At 71.2% G+C, this 13,769-nt stretch carries 13 protein-coding genes; 7 read left to right on the plus strand and 6 right to left on the minus strand.

The features are described 5' to 3' along the window. Positions 1-839 precede the first annotated feature (839 nt). From ACW9TB_RS31065 to ACW9TB_RS31080, 4 genes are all read right to left on the minus strand, one after another. Complete coding sequence (locus ACW9TB_RS31065) at positions 840-2,099, minus strand: class I SAM-dependent methyltransferase (RefSeq protein ID WP_472751650.1); 1,260 nt, start codon at positions 2,097-2,099, stop codon at positions 840-842. Between the two features lie 14 nt (positions 2,100-2,113). Then, on the minus strand, positions 2,114-3,463 hold the full coding sequence (locus ACW9TB_RS31070) for an FAD-binding oxidoreductase (protein WP_472751733.1): 1,350 nt from the start codon (positions 3,461-3,463) through the stop codon (positions 2,114-2,116). 118 nt (positions 3,464-3,581) lie between these two features. Then, the gene (locus ACW9TB_RS31075; RefSeq protein WP_472751651.1) at positions 3,582-4,586 is read right to left on the minus strand and encodes an NAD(P)-dependent oxidoreductase; all 1,005 of its coding nucleotides are present in this window, start codon (positions 4,584-4,586) and stop codon (positions 3,582-3,584) included. A 148-nt stretch (positions 4,587-4,734) separates the two neighbouring features. Then, complete coding sequence (locus tag ACW9TB_RS31080) at positions 4,735-6,429, minus strand: serine/threonine-protein kinase (protein ID WP_472751652.1); 1,695 nt, start codon at positions 6,427-6,429, stop codon at positions 4,735-4,737. Positions 6,430-6,608: 179 nt separating this feature from the next. Here ACW9TB_RS31080 and ACW9TB_RS31085 point away from each other — a divergent pair, with 179 nt between their 5' ends. The 5 genes from ACW9TB_RS31085 to ACW9TB_RS31105 all read left to right on the plus strand — a co-directional run bounded on the left by ACW9TB_RS31085 (position 6,609) and on the right by ACW9TB_RS31105 (position 10,403). After that, positions 6,609-7,742: a CaiB/BaiF CoA transferase family protein gene (locus tag ACW9TB_RS31085; protein WP_472751653.1), complete on the plus strand. Its 1,134-nt coding sequence runs from the start codon at positions 6,609-6,611 to the stop codon at positions 7,740-7,742. Between the two features lie 100 nt (positions 7,743-7,842). Then, entirely contained in the window at positions 7,843-8,688 is an 846-nt protein-coding gene (locus ACW9TB_RS31090) for an ABC transporter ATP-binding protein (RefSeq protein WP_472751654.1), read from the plus strand. After that, complete coding sequence (locus tag ACW9TB_RS31095) at positions 8,685-9,521, plus strand: ABC transporter permease (RefSeq protein WP_472751655.1); 837 nt, start codon at positions 8,685-8,687, stop codon at positions 9,519-9,521. The genes ACW9TB_RS31090 and ACW9TB_RS31095 overlap by 4 nt, the downstream gene beginning before the upstream one ends. A 19-nt stretch (positions 9,522-9,540) precedes the next feature. Further along, complete coding sequence (locus tag ACW9TB_RS31100) at positions 9,541-9,777, plus strand: helix-turn-helix transcriptional regulator (protein WP_329084317.1); 237 nt, start codon at positions 9,541-9,543, stop codon at positions 9,775-9,777. Beyond that, entirely contained in the window at positions 9,777-10,403 is a 627-nt protein-coding gene (locus tag ACW9TB_RS31105; protein ID WP_472751656.1) for a hypothetical protein, read from the plus strand. The genes ACW9TB_RS31100 and ACW9TB_RS31105 overlap by 1 nt, the downstream gene beginning before the upstream one ends. Here ACW9TB_RS31105 and ACW9TB_RS31110 read toward each other — a convergent pair. Further along, complete coding sequence (locus tag ACW9TB_RS31110) at positions 10,373-10,840, minus strand: GyrI-like domain-containing protein (protein ID WP_472751657.1); 468 nt, start codon at positions 10,838-10,840, stop codon at positions 10,373-10,375. The genes ACW9TB_RS31105 and ACW9TB_RS31110 overlap by 31 nt on opposite strands. A 134-nt stretch (positions 10,841-10,974) precedes the next feature. On the opposite strand from ACW9TB_RS31110, the gene ACW9TB_RS31115 reads away from it, so the two are divergent. Then, on the plus strand, positions 10,975-12,414 hold the full coding sequence (locus ACW9TB_RS31115) for a GuaB1 family IMP dehydrogenase-related protein (RefSeq protein ID WP_472751658.1): 1,440 nt from the start codon (positions 10,975-10,977) through the stop codon (positions 12,412-12,414). A gap of 49 nt (positions 12,415-12,463) precedes the next feature. On the opposite strand, the gene ACW9TB_RS31120 is transcribed toward ACW9TB_RS31115, so the two are convergent. Then, the gene (locus ACW9TB_RS31120; RefSeq protein WP_472751659.1) at positions 12,464-12,631 is read right to left on the minus strand and encodes a hypothetical protein; all 168 of its coding nucleotides are present in this window, start codon (positions 12,629-12,631) and stop codon (positions 12,464-12,466) included. A gap of 233 nt (positions 12,632-12,864) precedes the next feature. Between ACW9TB_RS31120 and ACW9TB_RS31125 the strand changes: the two genes are divergently transcribed. Continuing rightward, positions 12,865-13,695 carry a YflT domain-containing protein gene (locus tag ACW9TB_RS31125; RefSeq protein WP_472751660.1) on the plus strand — a complete coding sequence of 277 codons (831 nt, stop codon included), beginning with the start codon at positions 12,865-12,867 and terminating at the stop codon, positions 13,693-13,695. The last annotated feature ends 74 nt before the right edge of the window (positions 13,696-13,769 follow it).

Raw genomic sequence — 13,769 nt, forward strand, 5'->3', positions numbered from 1 at the left:
AGTAGCTGCGACGACGACACCGCGGCGAGAGCGGACCCGGATGCCACGGAGGTGATGAACCTCCGACGCGAGACGGCCACGTGAACTCCTTTCGTCCGGAGCGGCCATCCGTGCCGCACCGCTCCATCCGGGGGGCGGGGGGTGCCGTGCCGGTGGGCCTTCGCGTGTTCGGCCGCCGCTCCCCCGCGTGTCACGGAGGGAACGGGACCTGACCGGGCGACGGCGGCGGACCCCGGCTCACGACACGGAGATCGGTCGCCGGGCCGGCCGGGGCAAGGAGCGCCACGGCCCTCTCCCTCCCGGCCGGAACGTGGTCCGACCGGCGGGAAACCGCACACCAGGGGCACGGGGCGGCACGTGTCGTCCCCGGCGCGACAGCGGGCTGCTTGCGTCATCCTGACAGGACGAGATACATAAACGCAATAGTCAGAAACGTTCGTGAAATCTAACGGCATTTCACCGCAAGAATTTGCGTTGACGGTCCGCGGTCGGACCGTTCCAGGACGGGAGCGGCGGCGGACCGGCGGCCGGAGGGGTCCGGCCGCGCACCGGTCGCCGGGGCTTTCCGCCGCGCATCGGTCGCCGCGCGCCGATGGCCGGGGCTTTCGGCCGCGTAGGGCCGGGGTTGTCAGGGTGGGCCCCGGGGGCCTTCGTGGCGCGCCGCCGGGTGAGGGCCATGCCGCGAAAACCGGACGGCCCCCGCCGCGAGGTGTCGCGGCGGGGGCCGTCCGGTCCGGTGTGGACGCGTCCGCGTGAGGGCCCGCACGGATTCTCATCGAGGAACATCCCGGATGAGCGTCTCCCGCACGGGGGTCTCGCGTGAGCGTGTGCCCGGAGGGTCAGGGCCAGTCGAGCGAGGGGCGGAGCGGGACACCGGCCGTGCCGTCGTCGTTGAGCTTCACCCCGAGAACCTGATGGAGCTGGATCTTGTTGCGTTCGAAACCGACCACGCAGGCCGCCATGTAGAGGCGCCACACCCGTGCCGTGCCCTCGCCGACCTCCTGGACCGCCTCGTCCCAGTGCTCGTCGAGGTTGGCGCACCAGAAGCGGAGGGTCTGCGCGTAGTGCTCGCGCAGGTTCTCCTCGTGGCGGATCTCGAAGCCGATGTCCTCGATCTGGCGGGCCAGGTAGCCGACCGACTCCAGCTCCCCGTCGGGGAAGACGTAGCGGTTGATGAAACCACCGGCGTTGAGGGTCTTCTCCGTGCCCGTCGGACGGGTGATGCAGTGGTTGAGCAGCCGTCCGCCGGGGACGAGCTTGTCGTACAGGAAGCGGAAGTAGAAGGGCAGCTGGTCCTTGCCGATGTGCTCGGTCAGGCCGATCGAGCTGACGGCGTCGAACCCGGTCTCCGGCACGTCGCGGTAGTCCATGTGGCGGACCTCGGCGAGCTCGCCGAGACCGGCCTCCGCGATCGCCTTCTGCGCCCACTCGGCCTGCTGGCGCGAGAGCGTGACCCCCAGCGCCTTCACGCCGTACTCGCGGGCGGCGTGGATGACCATGCCGCCCCAGCCGCAGCCGACGTCCAGCAGTCTCATGCCGGGCTTGAGGTCCAGCTTGCGGGCGACGAGCTCGAACTTGGTGAGCTGCGCCTCCTCCAGCGTGGAGTCCTGCTCGGGGAAGACCGCGCAGGTGTAGGCCATGGAGGGGCCGAGCACCCACGAGTAGAACTTGTTGGAGACGTCGTAGTGGTGGTGGATGGCCTCGGCGTCACGCTGCTTGGCGTGCCTGCTGCCCATCCGGGCGAGCACGCTGCGCCGCACCTCCTGCGGAGGTGGCGGCATCCGCGTCAGCAGCGGGCGGACCCCGAGGGACCGGATGGCCGCGAGCTTCTGCCCGACCGGGATGTCGTTGACGGTGAGTGACCACATGCGGGACAGCAGGGTGTACATGTCACCGTCGACGTCGAGGTGGCCGGACACGTACGCCCTGGCCAGACCCAGCTCTCCGGGGGCCTGCGCCAGGTACGCGACGGCCGCCGGGGTCTTCACCTCGACGCTGATGTCGGCCTCGGCCGGCCCGGCCTTGCTTCCGTCGTAGGCGACGAACCGCACGTCCGCCTCCGGCCCCATGACATTCTCGAAGATCTCTGCGAGCAACACAGAATCAGCCTCTCTTAACGCCCCCGAACACACTTGTCGTAGAGGTCGAGCAACCGGCCACCCCCGTCGTATGCCCGCTTGACCGGCCAGTAGGCGGTTCCGTTATAAAACCGCCAGAATTCATCCTCCGGGTAGAACGAAGTGGAGTACAGCGATTTATGCCCCTCCAGCTCGTGGACCCGGTTCTCGATCAGACGGTTGTGGTAGCCGTCGAACTGCCCCCTGGGGAGCGGAACGGTCCCCCAGAAGCCGAAGTTGACGTAGAGACGTCCCGGCTCCAGCGGGTAGAGCGGCCACTCGCCCGTGGACCTCAGCGGGCACATCCAGACCGGTGCCATCCCGACCTTGTCGTGGAAGAACTCCAGGAACTCGGCTCCGCGCTCGACGGGCACCTCGATGTCCTGGATGACCGACTCCTGCACGGGCAGGTCGCGCCAGCGGTCGACCCTGGCGATCACCCCGTACTTGCGGTCGAGACCGACGAGCCTGCGGTAGACGTCCGAGCGCATCCACTTGCGCGGCATCAGGGACCGCACCAGCGCGGTCTGCACGCCGAAGGCGCGCGAGCACCAGAACCAGTCGGTGTCCCAGCGCCACAGGTAGTCGCGGACGGTGAGCCAGTCGCGGGTCCTGGTCTGGATCGACCTGTAGTAGATGCGCATCCCGGTGTAGTCGGAGAGGTACGGGGCACGCTCGGCGAAGCGGCCCACCGTGATGTAGAGCTCGGCGGGGCCGAAGAACGTGCCGTCCACGAAGTCGACGCGCTCGCCCTCGTACTCGCCGTGCTCGCAGATCTCGCGCATCGCGAGCATGCACTTGTCGGCGTCGCCGAACGGGATGTGCGTCAGCTTGACGTACGGCTGGACGGGCTTGAGCTTGATCCGGATCCGGAGGGCGTAGCCGAGCGTGCCGTAGGAGTTGGGGAACGCGCGGAACAGGTCGCGGTGCTCGTTGTCGTCACGGGCCACGACGATCCGGCCGTCGCCGGTGAGGATCTCCAGCTCCTCCACCGACTCGTGCGGCAGCCCGTCCCTGAAGCTGGTGGACTCGATGCCGAGCCCCGTCACCGCCCCGCCCAGCGTGATCGTCTTCAGCTGCGGCACGACGTACGGCATGAACCCGTGGGCGAGCGTGGCGTCCACCAGGTTCTCGTAGGTCGTCATCCCCTGGACCTCGGCGGTCATCGTCACCGGGTCGACCTCGATGACCTGGTCCAGGTCCCTGGCCGACAGCTTCGCCGAGCGGGTGCCCTCCCTGAACCGGAACAGGTTGGTGGTGGCCTTGGAGAGCCGGGGCACCGCGTCTCCCGGGATGGCGGCGTAGGACTCCCTGATCTGCTCCACCGCCTGCCGGTGCGCCGACATCTCTGTCATCTGTCGCACGGTGATCACCCCCATGACCTCGTTGGAAAGATCGCCCCTAGGCACGTTATATCTCGGATGTCTCCGGAGCCAGGTGGGGCGCGTTAAACACGGGAAAACTCTACGACCGTCCTTCTCGCGATCTTCGACCGACCACCGTATCTACCCCGTTGATCACGTTCGCCACCGGACGGCCCTCGATCGCAGCCTCCAGATTGTCCAGCACACACCGGATGAGACGGCCGGTCGACTGCGGGGTCACCCCGGCCACATGCGGCGAGAGCAGGACCCGGGGGGCGGCGCGCAGCGGGTCGTCCGGCGCCAGCGGCTCGGTGTCGAACACGTCGAGCGCGGCGCCGCCCAGGTGCCCCGACTCCAGGGCGGACAGCAGCGCCGCCGAGTCGACCACCTGCCCCCGAGCCGCGTTGACGAGCAGCGAGCCCGAGGGCATCAGGGAGGGGTCGATCAGCCTCCTGGTCTCCTCCGTCAGCGGGATGACCAGGACGAGCACGTGGGAGCTCGCGACCAGCTCGCCGAGCTCCCGGTAGGCGTAGGGCACCTCGCGCGGCGTGCGGGTCCAGTACGAGACCTCGCAGCCGTGGGCGGCGAACATCCGGGCGGCGGCCTCGCCGATCGGGCCGAACCCGACGATGCCGACGCGCGAGCCGTACAGCTCGGCGGGTCCGAGGTCCAGCTGCGGCCAGCGTCCCGCGCGGACCTCGGCGTCGGCGTCGAGCAGCCGCCGCGACAGCGCGAGCGCGGCGGCGAGACACCACTCGGCCACCCCGATCGCGCTCACCCCGGCGGTGTTGGCCAGCGGCACGCCCGCCTCGGTGAGCGCGGCGAGATCATGGCCGTCCACGCCCACGGAGGGCTGCTGCACGAACGCCAGGTCCGGCGCGGCCCGTACGGCCTCGGCGTCCAGGACGAGCCCGCCGCTCCAGTCGCCGACCACGATCTCCGCGTCGCCGAGGGCGGCGAGCAGCGACTCCCGGTCGCGGGCCGCGGGAACCGACACGGCGACCCGGTCGCCGAGCGAGCCGAGCAGGTTGCGCACCGCCTCCTCGGGGAGCGGCGGCAGCGCGAGCACCTTCCAGGGCATGTCACTCGCCTCCGGGTCTGTCATGTCACTCGTCTCCAGGGGGCTTTCGTCCAAGGGGCTTCCGGGCGCGTGGCCCGGATGTCCCGCTGTCATGTCACTCGCCTCCAGGCGCTTCGGGCGGGAGGCCGCCGGGCGCGTGGCCCGGACGCCCTCCGGTCCGCGTCACTCGCCGTCACTCGCCGCCACGAGGGTGGAAGCTGTCGAACACGCGGGCCATGAGGGCCCGCTGGGCGACCCAGTCGGCGTCGTGGGTGGTCCAGCTGAGCACCATGACCGAGTCGCCCACCTCGATGAACCGCCGCACCTCGTGGTAGGTCACCCCGGCCTTGGCCCAGGGCGCTCCCCCGCCGTCCCTCATGCTCCAGGTGAACTCCCACTGGAGCCCGGCGCCGTAGGCGAGGGGGATGTTGGCCGTGTCCTCGGAGTGGATCTCGCTCCACTGGACCACGTTCTCCCTGACGGTCTCCTGGAGCGGCTCCAGGCCGTCGGCGTTCCCCTCCAGCGGCTCCACCGACAGGTGGGCGGCCCCGTCGCGGCGCAGCCACTGGGTGTAGCCCGTCTCGGCCGCCCAGTCGCCGTTCCATCCGGCCGGGTAGCCGATGGACCAGTTCTCCGGGGGACGGGCCCGCCACACCTTCAGCCCTCCGGCGGGCGCCGCCGTCCTGGTCCTGGTGGGAGTCGGGGTCGGGGTGGGGGTGGGGGTCGGCGACTCGGTCTCCTCCACCGGCTCGGACGGGGTCGCGGCGACCGTGGGCACGGAGCGCGCCACCGTCCGCTGGTCGGGCTGCGACATCGCCACGGCCGCCGCGGCGCCCCCCGCGGCCAGGAGCACGACGGCGCCCACGATCAGCGGGAGCCGCCCTCCCCCTCGGCGGCGGCCCGGCGCGGACGAGGTCCCGGTCTCGTGCCCGCCCCACTCCCCGGCACCGTGAGGGGTCTTGCCGATGCGGCTGAAGCTCTCGTCGGTACGGCCCTGGGGCCCTCCCGTACGGTGGGCGGCGACCTCTCCCGTACGGCGGACGGCGGTCTCCCCGGTGCGGCGGGCCGCGGCGGACGGGTTGTCGATGACCTCCGCGAGCATGGCGTCGGCCTGCTGCGCGGTCAGCCGGTGGGCGGGCTCCCGCTGGAGCATGCCGGTGAGCACCGCGCGCATCTCCAGGGGCACCCTGCCGAAGTCGGGCTCCTCGGTGAGGAGCGCGCCGAGGGTGGAGATGGCGTCGCGGCGCTCGAAGGGGCCGTGGCCGACCATGGCCGCGTAGAGGGTGGCGCCGAGTGCCCACAGGTCGGACCAGGGCCCGGCGTCGACGCCGGTGGCGCGCTCGGGCGGCAGGAAGCTGGGCGAGCCCGTCACCATGCCGGTCTGGGTGAGCGAGGTGTCGCCCTCGATGGTGGCGATGCCGAAGTCGGAGAGCACCGCGCGGCCCTCGGCGTCCAGCAGGATGTTGCTCGGCTTGACGTCGCGGTGCAGGATCCCGGCCTCGTGGGCCGCGCGCAGGGCCGACAGGACCTGGCGGCCGATGCCGGCGACCTGGCGCACCGGCATCCGGCCGACCTCGTCCAGCCCGCGCGCCCTGACCAGCTCCATGACGATCCAGGGGCGGCCGTCCTGCTCCGCCACGTCGTAGATCGCCACGATGCCCCGGTGGTTGAGCCTGGCCGCGGTCCTGGCCTCGCGGGAGGTGCGGGTCAGCTGGACCTGGTGCTCGGCCGGGGAGAGGTTGGGCGGCAGGAGCACCTCCTTGACGGCGACCGAGCGGTTGAGGAGGGTGTCGTAGCCCTCCCACACGACGCCCATCCCGCCCCTGCCGAGCTCCCGCAGCAATCGATAGCGCCCAGCGACCACCCGTTCACTGTGCGGATATGTCATCGCAAAACCCCTAGGTCCCATTCGGAGAGGGCGCAAGTTTCCCATACGCGCGCGGGCGCCACGCGGCTCCTCGCGATGTGTCTTGCCCTGGAAAGCCGAATGTTGTTCTACTTGGGCGGGAGGGACGGCGGTGCCCGCCGCACCCGACGAGACCGGTGACACACCCGAGGAGAATGTCGATGGAGCGCGTGACCAGGAAGGGCCCGCTGGCCGGAGTCCGCGTGCTCGAACTGGCGGGGCTGGCCCCCGGGCCGTTCGCCGGGATGATGCTGGCCGACCACGGGGCCGAGGTGCTGCGCGTCGAGCGCGCGAGCGTCGTCGCCAGGGCCGGGGACCGGCCGCGTCCCGACGTGATGGACCGGGGCAAGCGGACGGTCGGCCTGGACCTGAAGTCCCCCGAGGGGGTGGCCGCGTTCAAGGAGCTGGCCCGGCACGCCGACGTGGTCGTCGAGGTCTTCCGGCCCGGGGTCGCCGAACGCCTCGGCATCGGCCCGGCCGACCTGCACGCGGTCAACCCGCGCCTGATCTACGGGCGGATGACCGGCTGGGGCCAGGACGGCCCGCTCGCGCCGACCGCCGGGCACGACATCGACTACATCGCCGTCTCCGGCGTGCTGTCGATGCTGGGCCGCGCGGGCGAGCGCCCCACCCCGCCGATCAACATCCTCGGCGACTTCGCCGGGGGCGGCCTCATGCTCGCGTACGGCGTGCTGCTGGCGCTGGTCGAGCGGGAGCGGACCGGCGAGGGCCGGGTGATCGACGCCGCCATGGTGGACGGAGCGGCGACGCTGTTCGCGATGTTCCACCACGGCGTGCAGACCGGCGGCTGGGGCCCGCGCGGCACGAACCTGCTCGACACCGGCGCGCCGATGTACGACACCTACGAGACCGCCGACGGCCGGTACGTGGCCGTCGGCGCGCTGGAGCCGCAGTTCTGGGCGGAGATGACCTCCCTGATGGGCCTGGAGGACCTGCCCGACCGCGACGACAGGGGGCAGTGGCCCGCGCTCCGCGAGCGGCTGGCCGAGGCGTTCCGGTCCAGGACCCGCGCCGAGTGGGAGGCGGTGTTCGACGGCTCCGACGCCTGCGTCTCCCCCGTGCTGGAGGGCGGCGAGGCCGCGGACCACCCGCACAACAAGGCCAGGGGCACGTTCGTCGAGGTCGGCGGGGTGAGGCAGCCCGCGCCCGCGCCGCGCCTGCTCGGCGTGCCCGAGCAGGACCTCTCCCCCGCCACCCGGCTGGCGGACCTGTCCTCCTGGGGCCTGCCGGAGGAGACCGCCGCCGAACTGCGCGCGGCGGGAGTGCTCGCCTGATCCGATCGTCCCACGTCAAGGGCGGTACACCTGGCACAGGTGTACCGCCCTTTGTCGTAGAGGTTGTTTGAAATGTAGTAGATGTACTACATTAATACACATGAGTACTGCGATAAGCGTTCGCGGACTGCGGATGACATACGGCGCGGCCGAGGTGCTGCGCGGAATCGACCTCGAGGTCGGGCACGGGGAGATCTTCACGCTGCTCGGCCCCAACGGAGCGGGCAAGACCACCACCGTCGAGATCCTGGAGGGCTTCAGGAACAGGTCGTCCGGCGAGGTGAGCGTGCTGGGGACGGATCCCGCGCGCGGCACCGACGCCTGGCGGGCCAAGCTGGGGATCGTGCTGCAGAGCTGGCGCGACCACCCCCGGTGGAGCGCCAGGGACCTCCTGGCCCACCTGGGCGAGTTCTACGACGACCCCCGCGACCCGGACGAGCTGCTGGGCGCGCTCGGCCTGACCGCGCAGGCCGGGCAGCGGGCGAGCCGCCTGTCGGGCGGCCAGCGCCGCCGGCTGGACGTCGCCCTGGGCATCGTGGGCCGCCCCCGGCTGCTGTTCCTCGACGAGCCGACGACCGGGTTCGACCCGGAGGCGCGCAGGGAGTTCCACCTGCTGATCACGAAACTGGCCGCCGACGAGGGCATCACGGTGCTGCTGACCACGCACGACCTCGCCGAGGCGGAGAAACTGGCGCACCGGACCGCGATCCTGGTCGGCGGGGAGATCGCCGTGTGCGGGACCCCGTCCGAGCTGGCGCGGGCCGTACGGGCGCAGTCGCACGTGCGCTGGATGGAGGACGGCCGGGAGCGGGTCCTGACCACCGAGGACCCGTCCCGGGCCGCGTGGGAGCTGCACCGGAGGTTCGACGGCCCGGTGCCCGGCCTGGAGATCCGGCGACCGTCGCTGGAGGAGAACTACCTGAGCCTCATCGGGAGGGCGGCATGAACGTCAGAGCATTCCGGATCGGCCTGCACCGGGGCTGGGCCGAGCACCTGCACCTGATCAAGGACCGCAAGGAGCTGTTCACCACGCTGGTCGGCACGGTGGGGACCTTCGCCCTGCTGATGCTCTTCATCGGCGACGGCCCGGTGAAGGGGACGAACGCCTCCCAGGGCACGTTCATGATGATCGGTTTCCTGGCCTTCACCGTCTTCTCCAACGGCCTGATGACCCTTCCGATGGCGATCGCCGCCGACCGCGAGGAGGGAACGCTCCTGCGGCTGCGCACCGTCCCCGGCGGGATCCTCGCCTATCTCGTCGGGCGAGGGGTGACCGTCATGTGCCAGATCGTCGTACAGAGCGTGCTGATCGTGGGCACCGGCGTCGCCCTGGGCGGGGCCACCCTCCCCCGCGACTGGACGACCCTGCTCTGGGTGACGGTGCTGGGAACGGTCGCCGTCGTGCCGCTGGGGGCGGCGATCGGCTGCCTGGCTCCCGGGCCGAAGGCGGCGGCCGGGATACTGGGGCTGCCGATGATGATCCTGATGATCACCTCGGGGGTCATGGTCCCCGTCACGTACATGCCCGAGTTCGTCCAGTGGATCTCACAGGCGTTCCCGCTCTACTGGCACGGACTCGGCCTGCGCGCGGCGTTCATGCCCGACGCCGTGCTGGCCGTCGAGATCGGCGGGAGCTGGCGCCTGCCCTGGGTGGCCGTCGCGCTCGCGGTGTGGGCGGTCGTGGGGATGTCGCTGGCACCGAAACTGATCCGCCGGGTCACCCGGCGCGAGTCCGGATCCCGGCTCGCCGAGCGGCAGCTCGCCGCGCAGGGGTCGTGATTGCTGGGAGACTGCTGGGATGTCTGCGGAAGCCGTGTACAACCGGATCCCGGTGCTGAGAGCCGAGCGCGGCGTCTCACGCAAGGACCTGGCGGCCGCGCTGGGGGTCCACTACCAGACGATCGGCTATCTGGAACGCGGCGAATACAGCCCGAGCCTGTTTCTCGCCCTGCGCATCGCCGAGTATTTTGAGGTGCCGTTGGAGGTCGTCTTCTCCCTGAAGCCGTTCCCGCGACTGGGCAGTGAGGTGAAGTGATGGGGGAGCTGACTCCCGAGCGGCTGGAGGCCCGGCACCGCGACTGGCCGCCGCGTTCCTGGTACGCCACCCGCCGGCGCCGCCGGATCCTCGTCGGCGCGGGTGCCGGATCCGCCGGGATGATCTGGGTCAGCGCGATCGTGTGCTGGCACCTCGCGCCGAGCGACGTCGCCATGTGGACCACCTTCGCCCTGATGGGGGCCGCGCTGGTGATCTACGTCGTGGTCTGGTCGGCGCTCGTCACGGCCACCCGCGGCGTGGTCGGCCTCGCCGACCGCTACCTCGACGAACGCCAGCTCCGCGAGCGCCAGAAGATCCACGTCGACGCCCGCCGGGGAACCACGGTGGTCCTCTTCGTCCTCGCCCAGGTGCTCCTGTTCGCCTCGCGCGAGGACGCGAAGGTCGTCCAGGTCCCGGCGGCGGCGATCGTCATGCTCATGAGCGCCGTGATCACGACGCACCTCATCCTGCCGGCGCTCATGGCGGGCTGGCAGATGTCCGATCCGCCGCCGGACGACGAGGACGAGGACGACGCCCCGGACGGCGAGGACGGGCACGGCCGGGGCGGCGAGGCTCCCGGCCTCGCCGCGGACGGTCAGCCCATCGAGGGGAACACGGCGGCGTAGATGTCGGCGCCCCCCGGGTGGTGCACCTCCACGTCGGTGGTGAAGGCCCGCGCCGGGGTGCCTCCCGACTCGGTGTGCTTCCACAGCCGCTGCCACGCCTCCAGCAGGACGCCCGGCATCGGCCCTCTGGCCTCGATCTTCAACGACGGCACCCCGGGCACCCGTACCGCCACCATCCCCTCGGGCAGCGCCGCGGCGCTGCGCACGGCGACCCCGACGACCTGGGTGTAAGCACCATGGTGGTCACTCTCATAGTCGGTGAGCACCGCGTAGATCTTCTCGTCGATCCGTCCCGGCACATGGGCGAAGGCGCCCGGGGATCCCGCCCGCGCCCAGAGCGCGCCGAGCCTCCCCCGGCCCGGCTCCATCTCGTCGGCGTTCGACGTCCGTACGGCATGGCCTACGACGAGCATCTCGGGCCGATCAACCACGATCACAATGCCTCCTCATGGCCATCCACTTATTCGCGCAAACCGGATCTTAGCCTCCGGCCCGAGCAGCCGGTCCTCTTCGGAGACGTGGAAAAGGGGAACGCTCATCTCTGGCAATTCACGGGATAAGGTGGATCAACGTGAGATTTCTCAATGAGACGACACCGGCCTACGACCTGACCTACAGCGACGTTTTCATGGTCCCGTCGCTCTCCTCCGTCGGCTCGCGGCTCGCCGTCGACCTCTCCAGCCGGGACGGCACCGGAACCACCATTCCCGTCGTGGTCGCCAACATGACGGCGGTGGCGGGACGGCGGATGGCCGAGACCGTCGCGCGGCGGGGCGGGATCACCGTGATCCCGCAGGACATCCCGATCGACGTGGTCGCCGACGTCGTCGACTGGGTCAAGAAGCGCGACCTGGTCCACGACACGCCGCTCACGCTCACCCCGCACGACACCGTCGGAGAGGCGCTCAACCTGCTGCCCAAGCGGGCCCACGGCGCGATCATCATCGTCGACTGGGACAACCGCCCTGCCGGTGTGGTCACCGAGAGCGACTGCTCAGGCGTGGACATGTACACCCAGCTCTCCCAGGTGATGTCCGACCACCTGCTGACGCTGCCCGCCGGGCTCGACCCGCGCGAGGCCTTCGACCGCCTCCACGGGGGCCGCCACCGGCTCGCCCCGGTCGTGGACGCGGACGGCCGGCTGGTCGGCATCCTGACCAGGACGGGCGCGCTGCGCGCCACCCTGTACCGGCCCGCCGTCGACGGCTCGGGCAGGCTCCGCGTCGCGGCGGCCGTCGGGGTCAACGGCGACGTGGCCGCCAAGGCCAAGGAGGTGCTCGACGCCGGGGTGGACTGCCTGGTCGTGGACACCGCCCACGGCCACCAGGAGAAGATGATCAGCGCCCTGAGGGCGGTCCGCGCGCTCGGCCCCAATGTGCCCGTCGCGGCGGGCAACGTCGTCACCGCCGAGGGCGTACGGGATCTCGTCGAGGCCGGGGCGGACATCGTGAAGGTCGGCGTCGGCCCGGGGGCCATGTGCACCACCCGGATGATGACCGGCGTGGGCCGCCCGCAGTTCTCCGCCGTCCTGGAGTGCTCGGCCGAGGCCCGCAGGCTGGGCCGCCACGTGTGGGCCGACGGCGGTGTCCGCCACCCTCGCGACGTGGCCCTGGCCCTGGCCGCGGGCGCGTCCAACGTGATGATCGGCTCGTGGTTCGCGGGCACCTACGAGTCGCCGGGCGACACCCGTACCTCCGCCGACGGGCGCAAGTACAAGGAGAACTTCGGCATGGCCTCGGCCCGCGCGGTGAGGCTGCGCACGGCGGAGGACTCCCCCTTCGACCGGGCGCGCAAGGCGCTGTTCGAGGAGGGCATCTCCACCTCCAGGATGTATCTCGACCCGGCCATGCCCAGCGTCGAGGACCAGATCGACGCCATCGTGGCCGGTCTGCGCTCCTCGTGCACCTACGCGGGGGCCTCGACCCTGGAGGAGTTCCACGAGCGCGCGGTGGTCGGCGTCCAGAGCTCGTCCGGCTACACCGAAGGAATGCCGCTCCACCAGAGCTGGTGATCCGCCCGAGGGAGCGCGGTGCCGCCCGCGTGGTGCCCGCTCTCGCCGGTCATCCCTCGCGGGCCCGCGAGGCGCGGTCGTCGGGGCCGGGGGGCGTGCCGGGACCTCGGCGATCGTCCAGCCACAGCGGTTCGCTCCGGTACCGGGTGAGCCCGTACACCGCCGCGAAAGCCGCGAGTACCAGCACCACCTCCACTGTCACGATGAATACGATCATTTTCGCTTCCTTCGTGATCCTGACGCCGGTGTCCCGTCTCCGCTCCCACTCGGCGCCATCTCATAGGAAGCCTAACGGTAAGCCCTTACCGATGTCCAAATTGTCCGGATTCTTTTAACAACCCGCCGGGTTCGCCGCCCCCGGCGAGATCCCGGGGAAGGACGCGCATCCTCCTACGGCCACGGGGTAGTCGGCTCGTCGAGCCATCCCCAACCCCCGAAAGGCGAGCGGACATGAATGGAACGCCCACCGGCCTGGACACGCAGGTCGTCGTGGACCGGAGGGTCCTGGCAGGCTACGACAACTACCTCGCGGCACAGCGAACCGTGGACGGGCTCTCCGACGCGGGATTTCCCGTCGAGAACGTGGCGATCGTCGGCAGCGACCTGAAACTCGAGGAGACCGTCACCGGCAGGATGACCAACGGGCGGGCCGCGCTCACCGGAGCCGGGAGCGGCGCGGCCTTCGGCGCGGTGGTGGGCATGTTCCTCGGCCTGTTCACCTCCACCACGATGTCGTTCTTCGTGCTCGTGCTCTGGGCGGCCCTGTGGGGTGCCGTGATGGGGGCCGCGTTCGGGTTCATCAACCACGTGTTCACCGGCGGCAAGCGGGACTTCGCCTCGCGCAGCGCGATCGTCGCCGGTCGCTACGACGTGCTGGTCGCGGCCTCGCACCTGGACCACGCGCGTGCCATCCTGGAGTCGACCCCCGGCCCGGCCGACACCATGGTGGTCGAGGTTCCCCCGTCCGCGGGCCTGTACGACCCGGCCGCCGCCGGGACCACCTCCCCGAGCCACACCGTCCCCCCGCAGCCGACCGCCCCCGACATCTCCGGCCGTCCGGTCACCTCCGGCCTGCCGCCGCAGCCGGTCATCCCCGACCACGACGCGCGACCGGCCACCGTGGACACCCCGGCCCCCGCGTCCCCCGAGAGCCCCGCGCCGCCGAACGCCGAGACCGGCACCGCCGAGCAGAGCGTCCCCGCCGTCCCCGCGCAGCCGGTCTCTCCCGACCGTCCCGCCACCGCCGCCCGGTCGGCCGGTCCCGAGCGGCCCGCCTCCTGAGGCTCCTCACGCGAAGGCGGGCGCCCCGGACCTGACCCGGGCGCCCGCCGGGAGATCGTAGCCCGCGTGTAAAG

Source organism: Streptosporangium sp. H13245 (assembly GCF_055690525.1).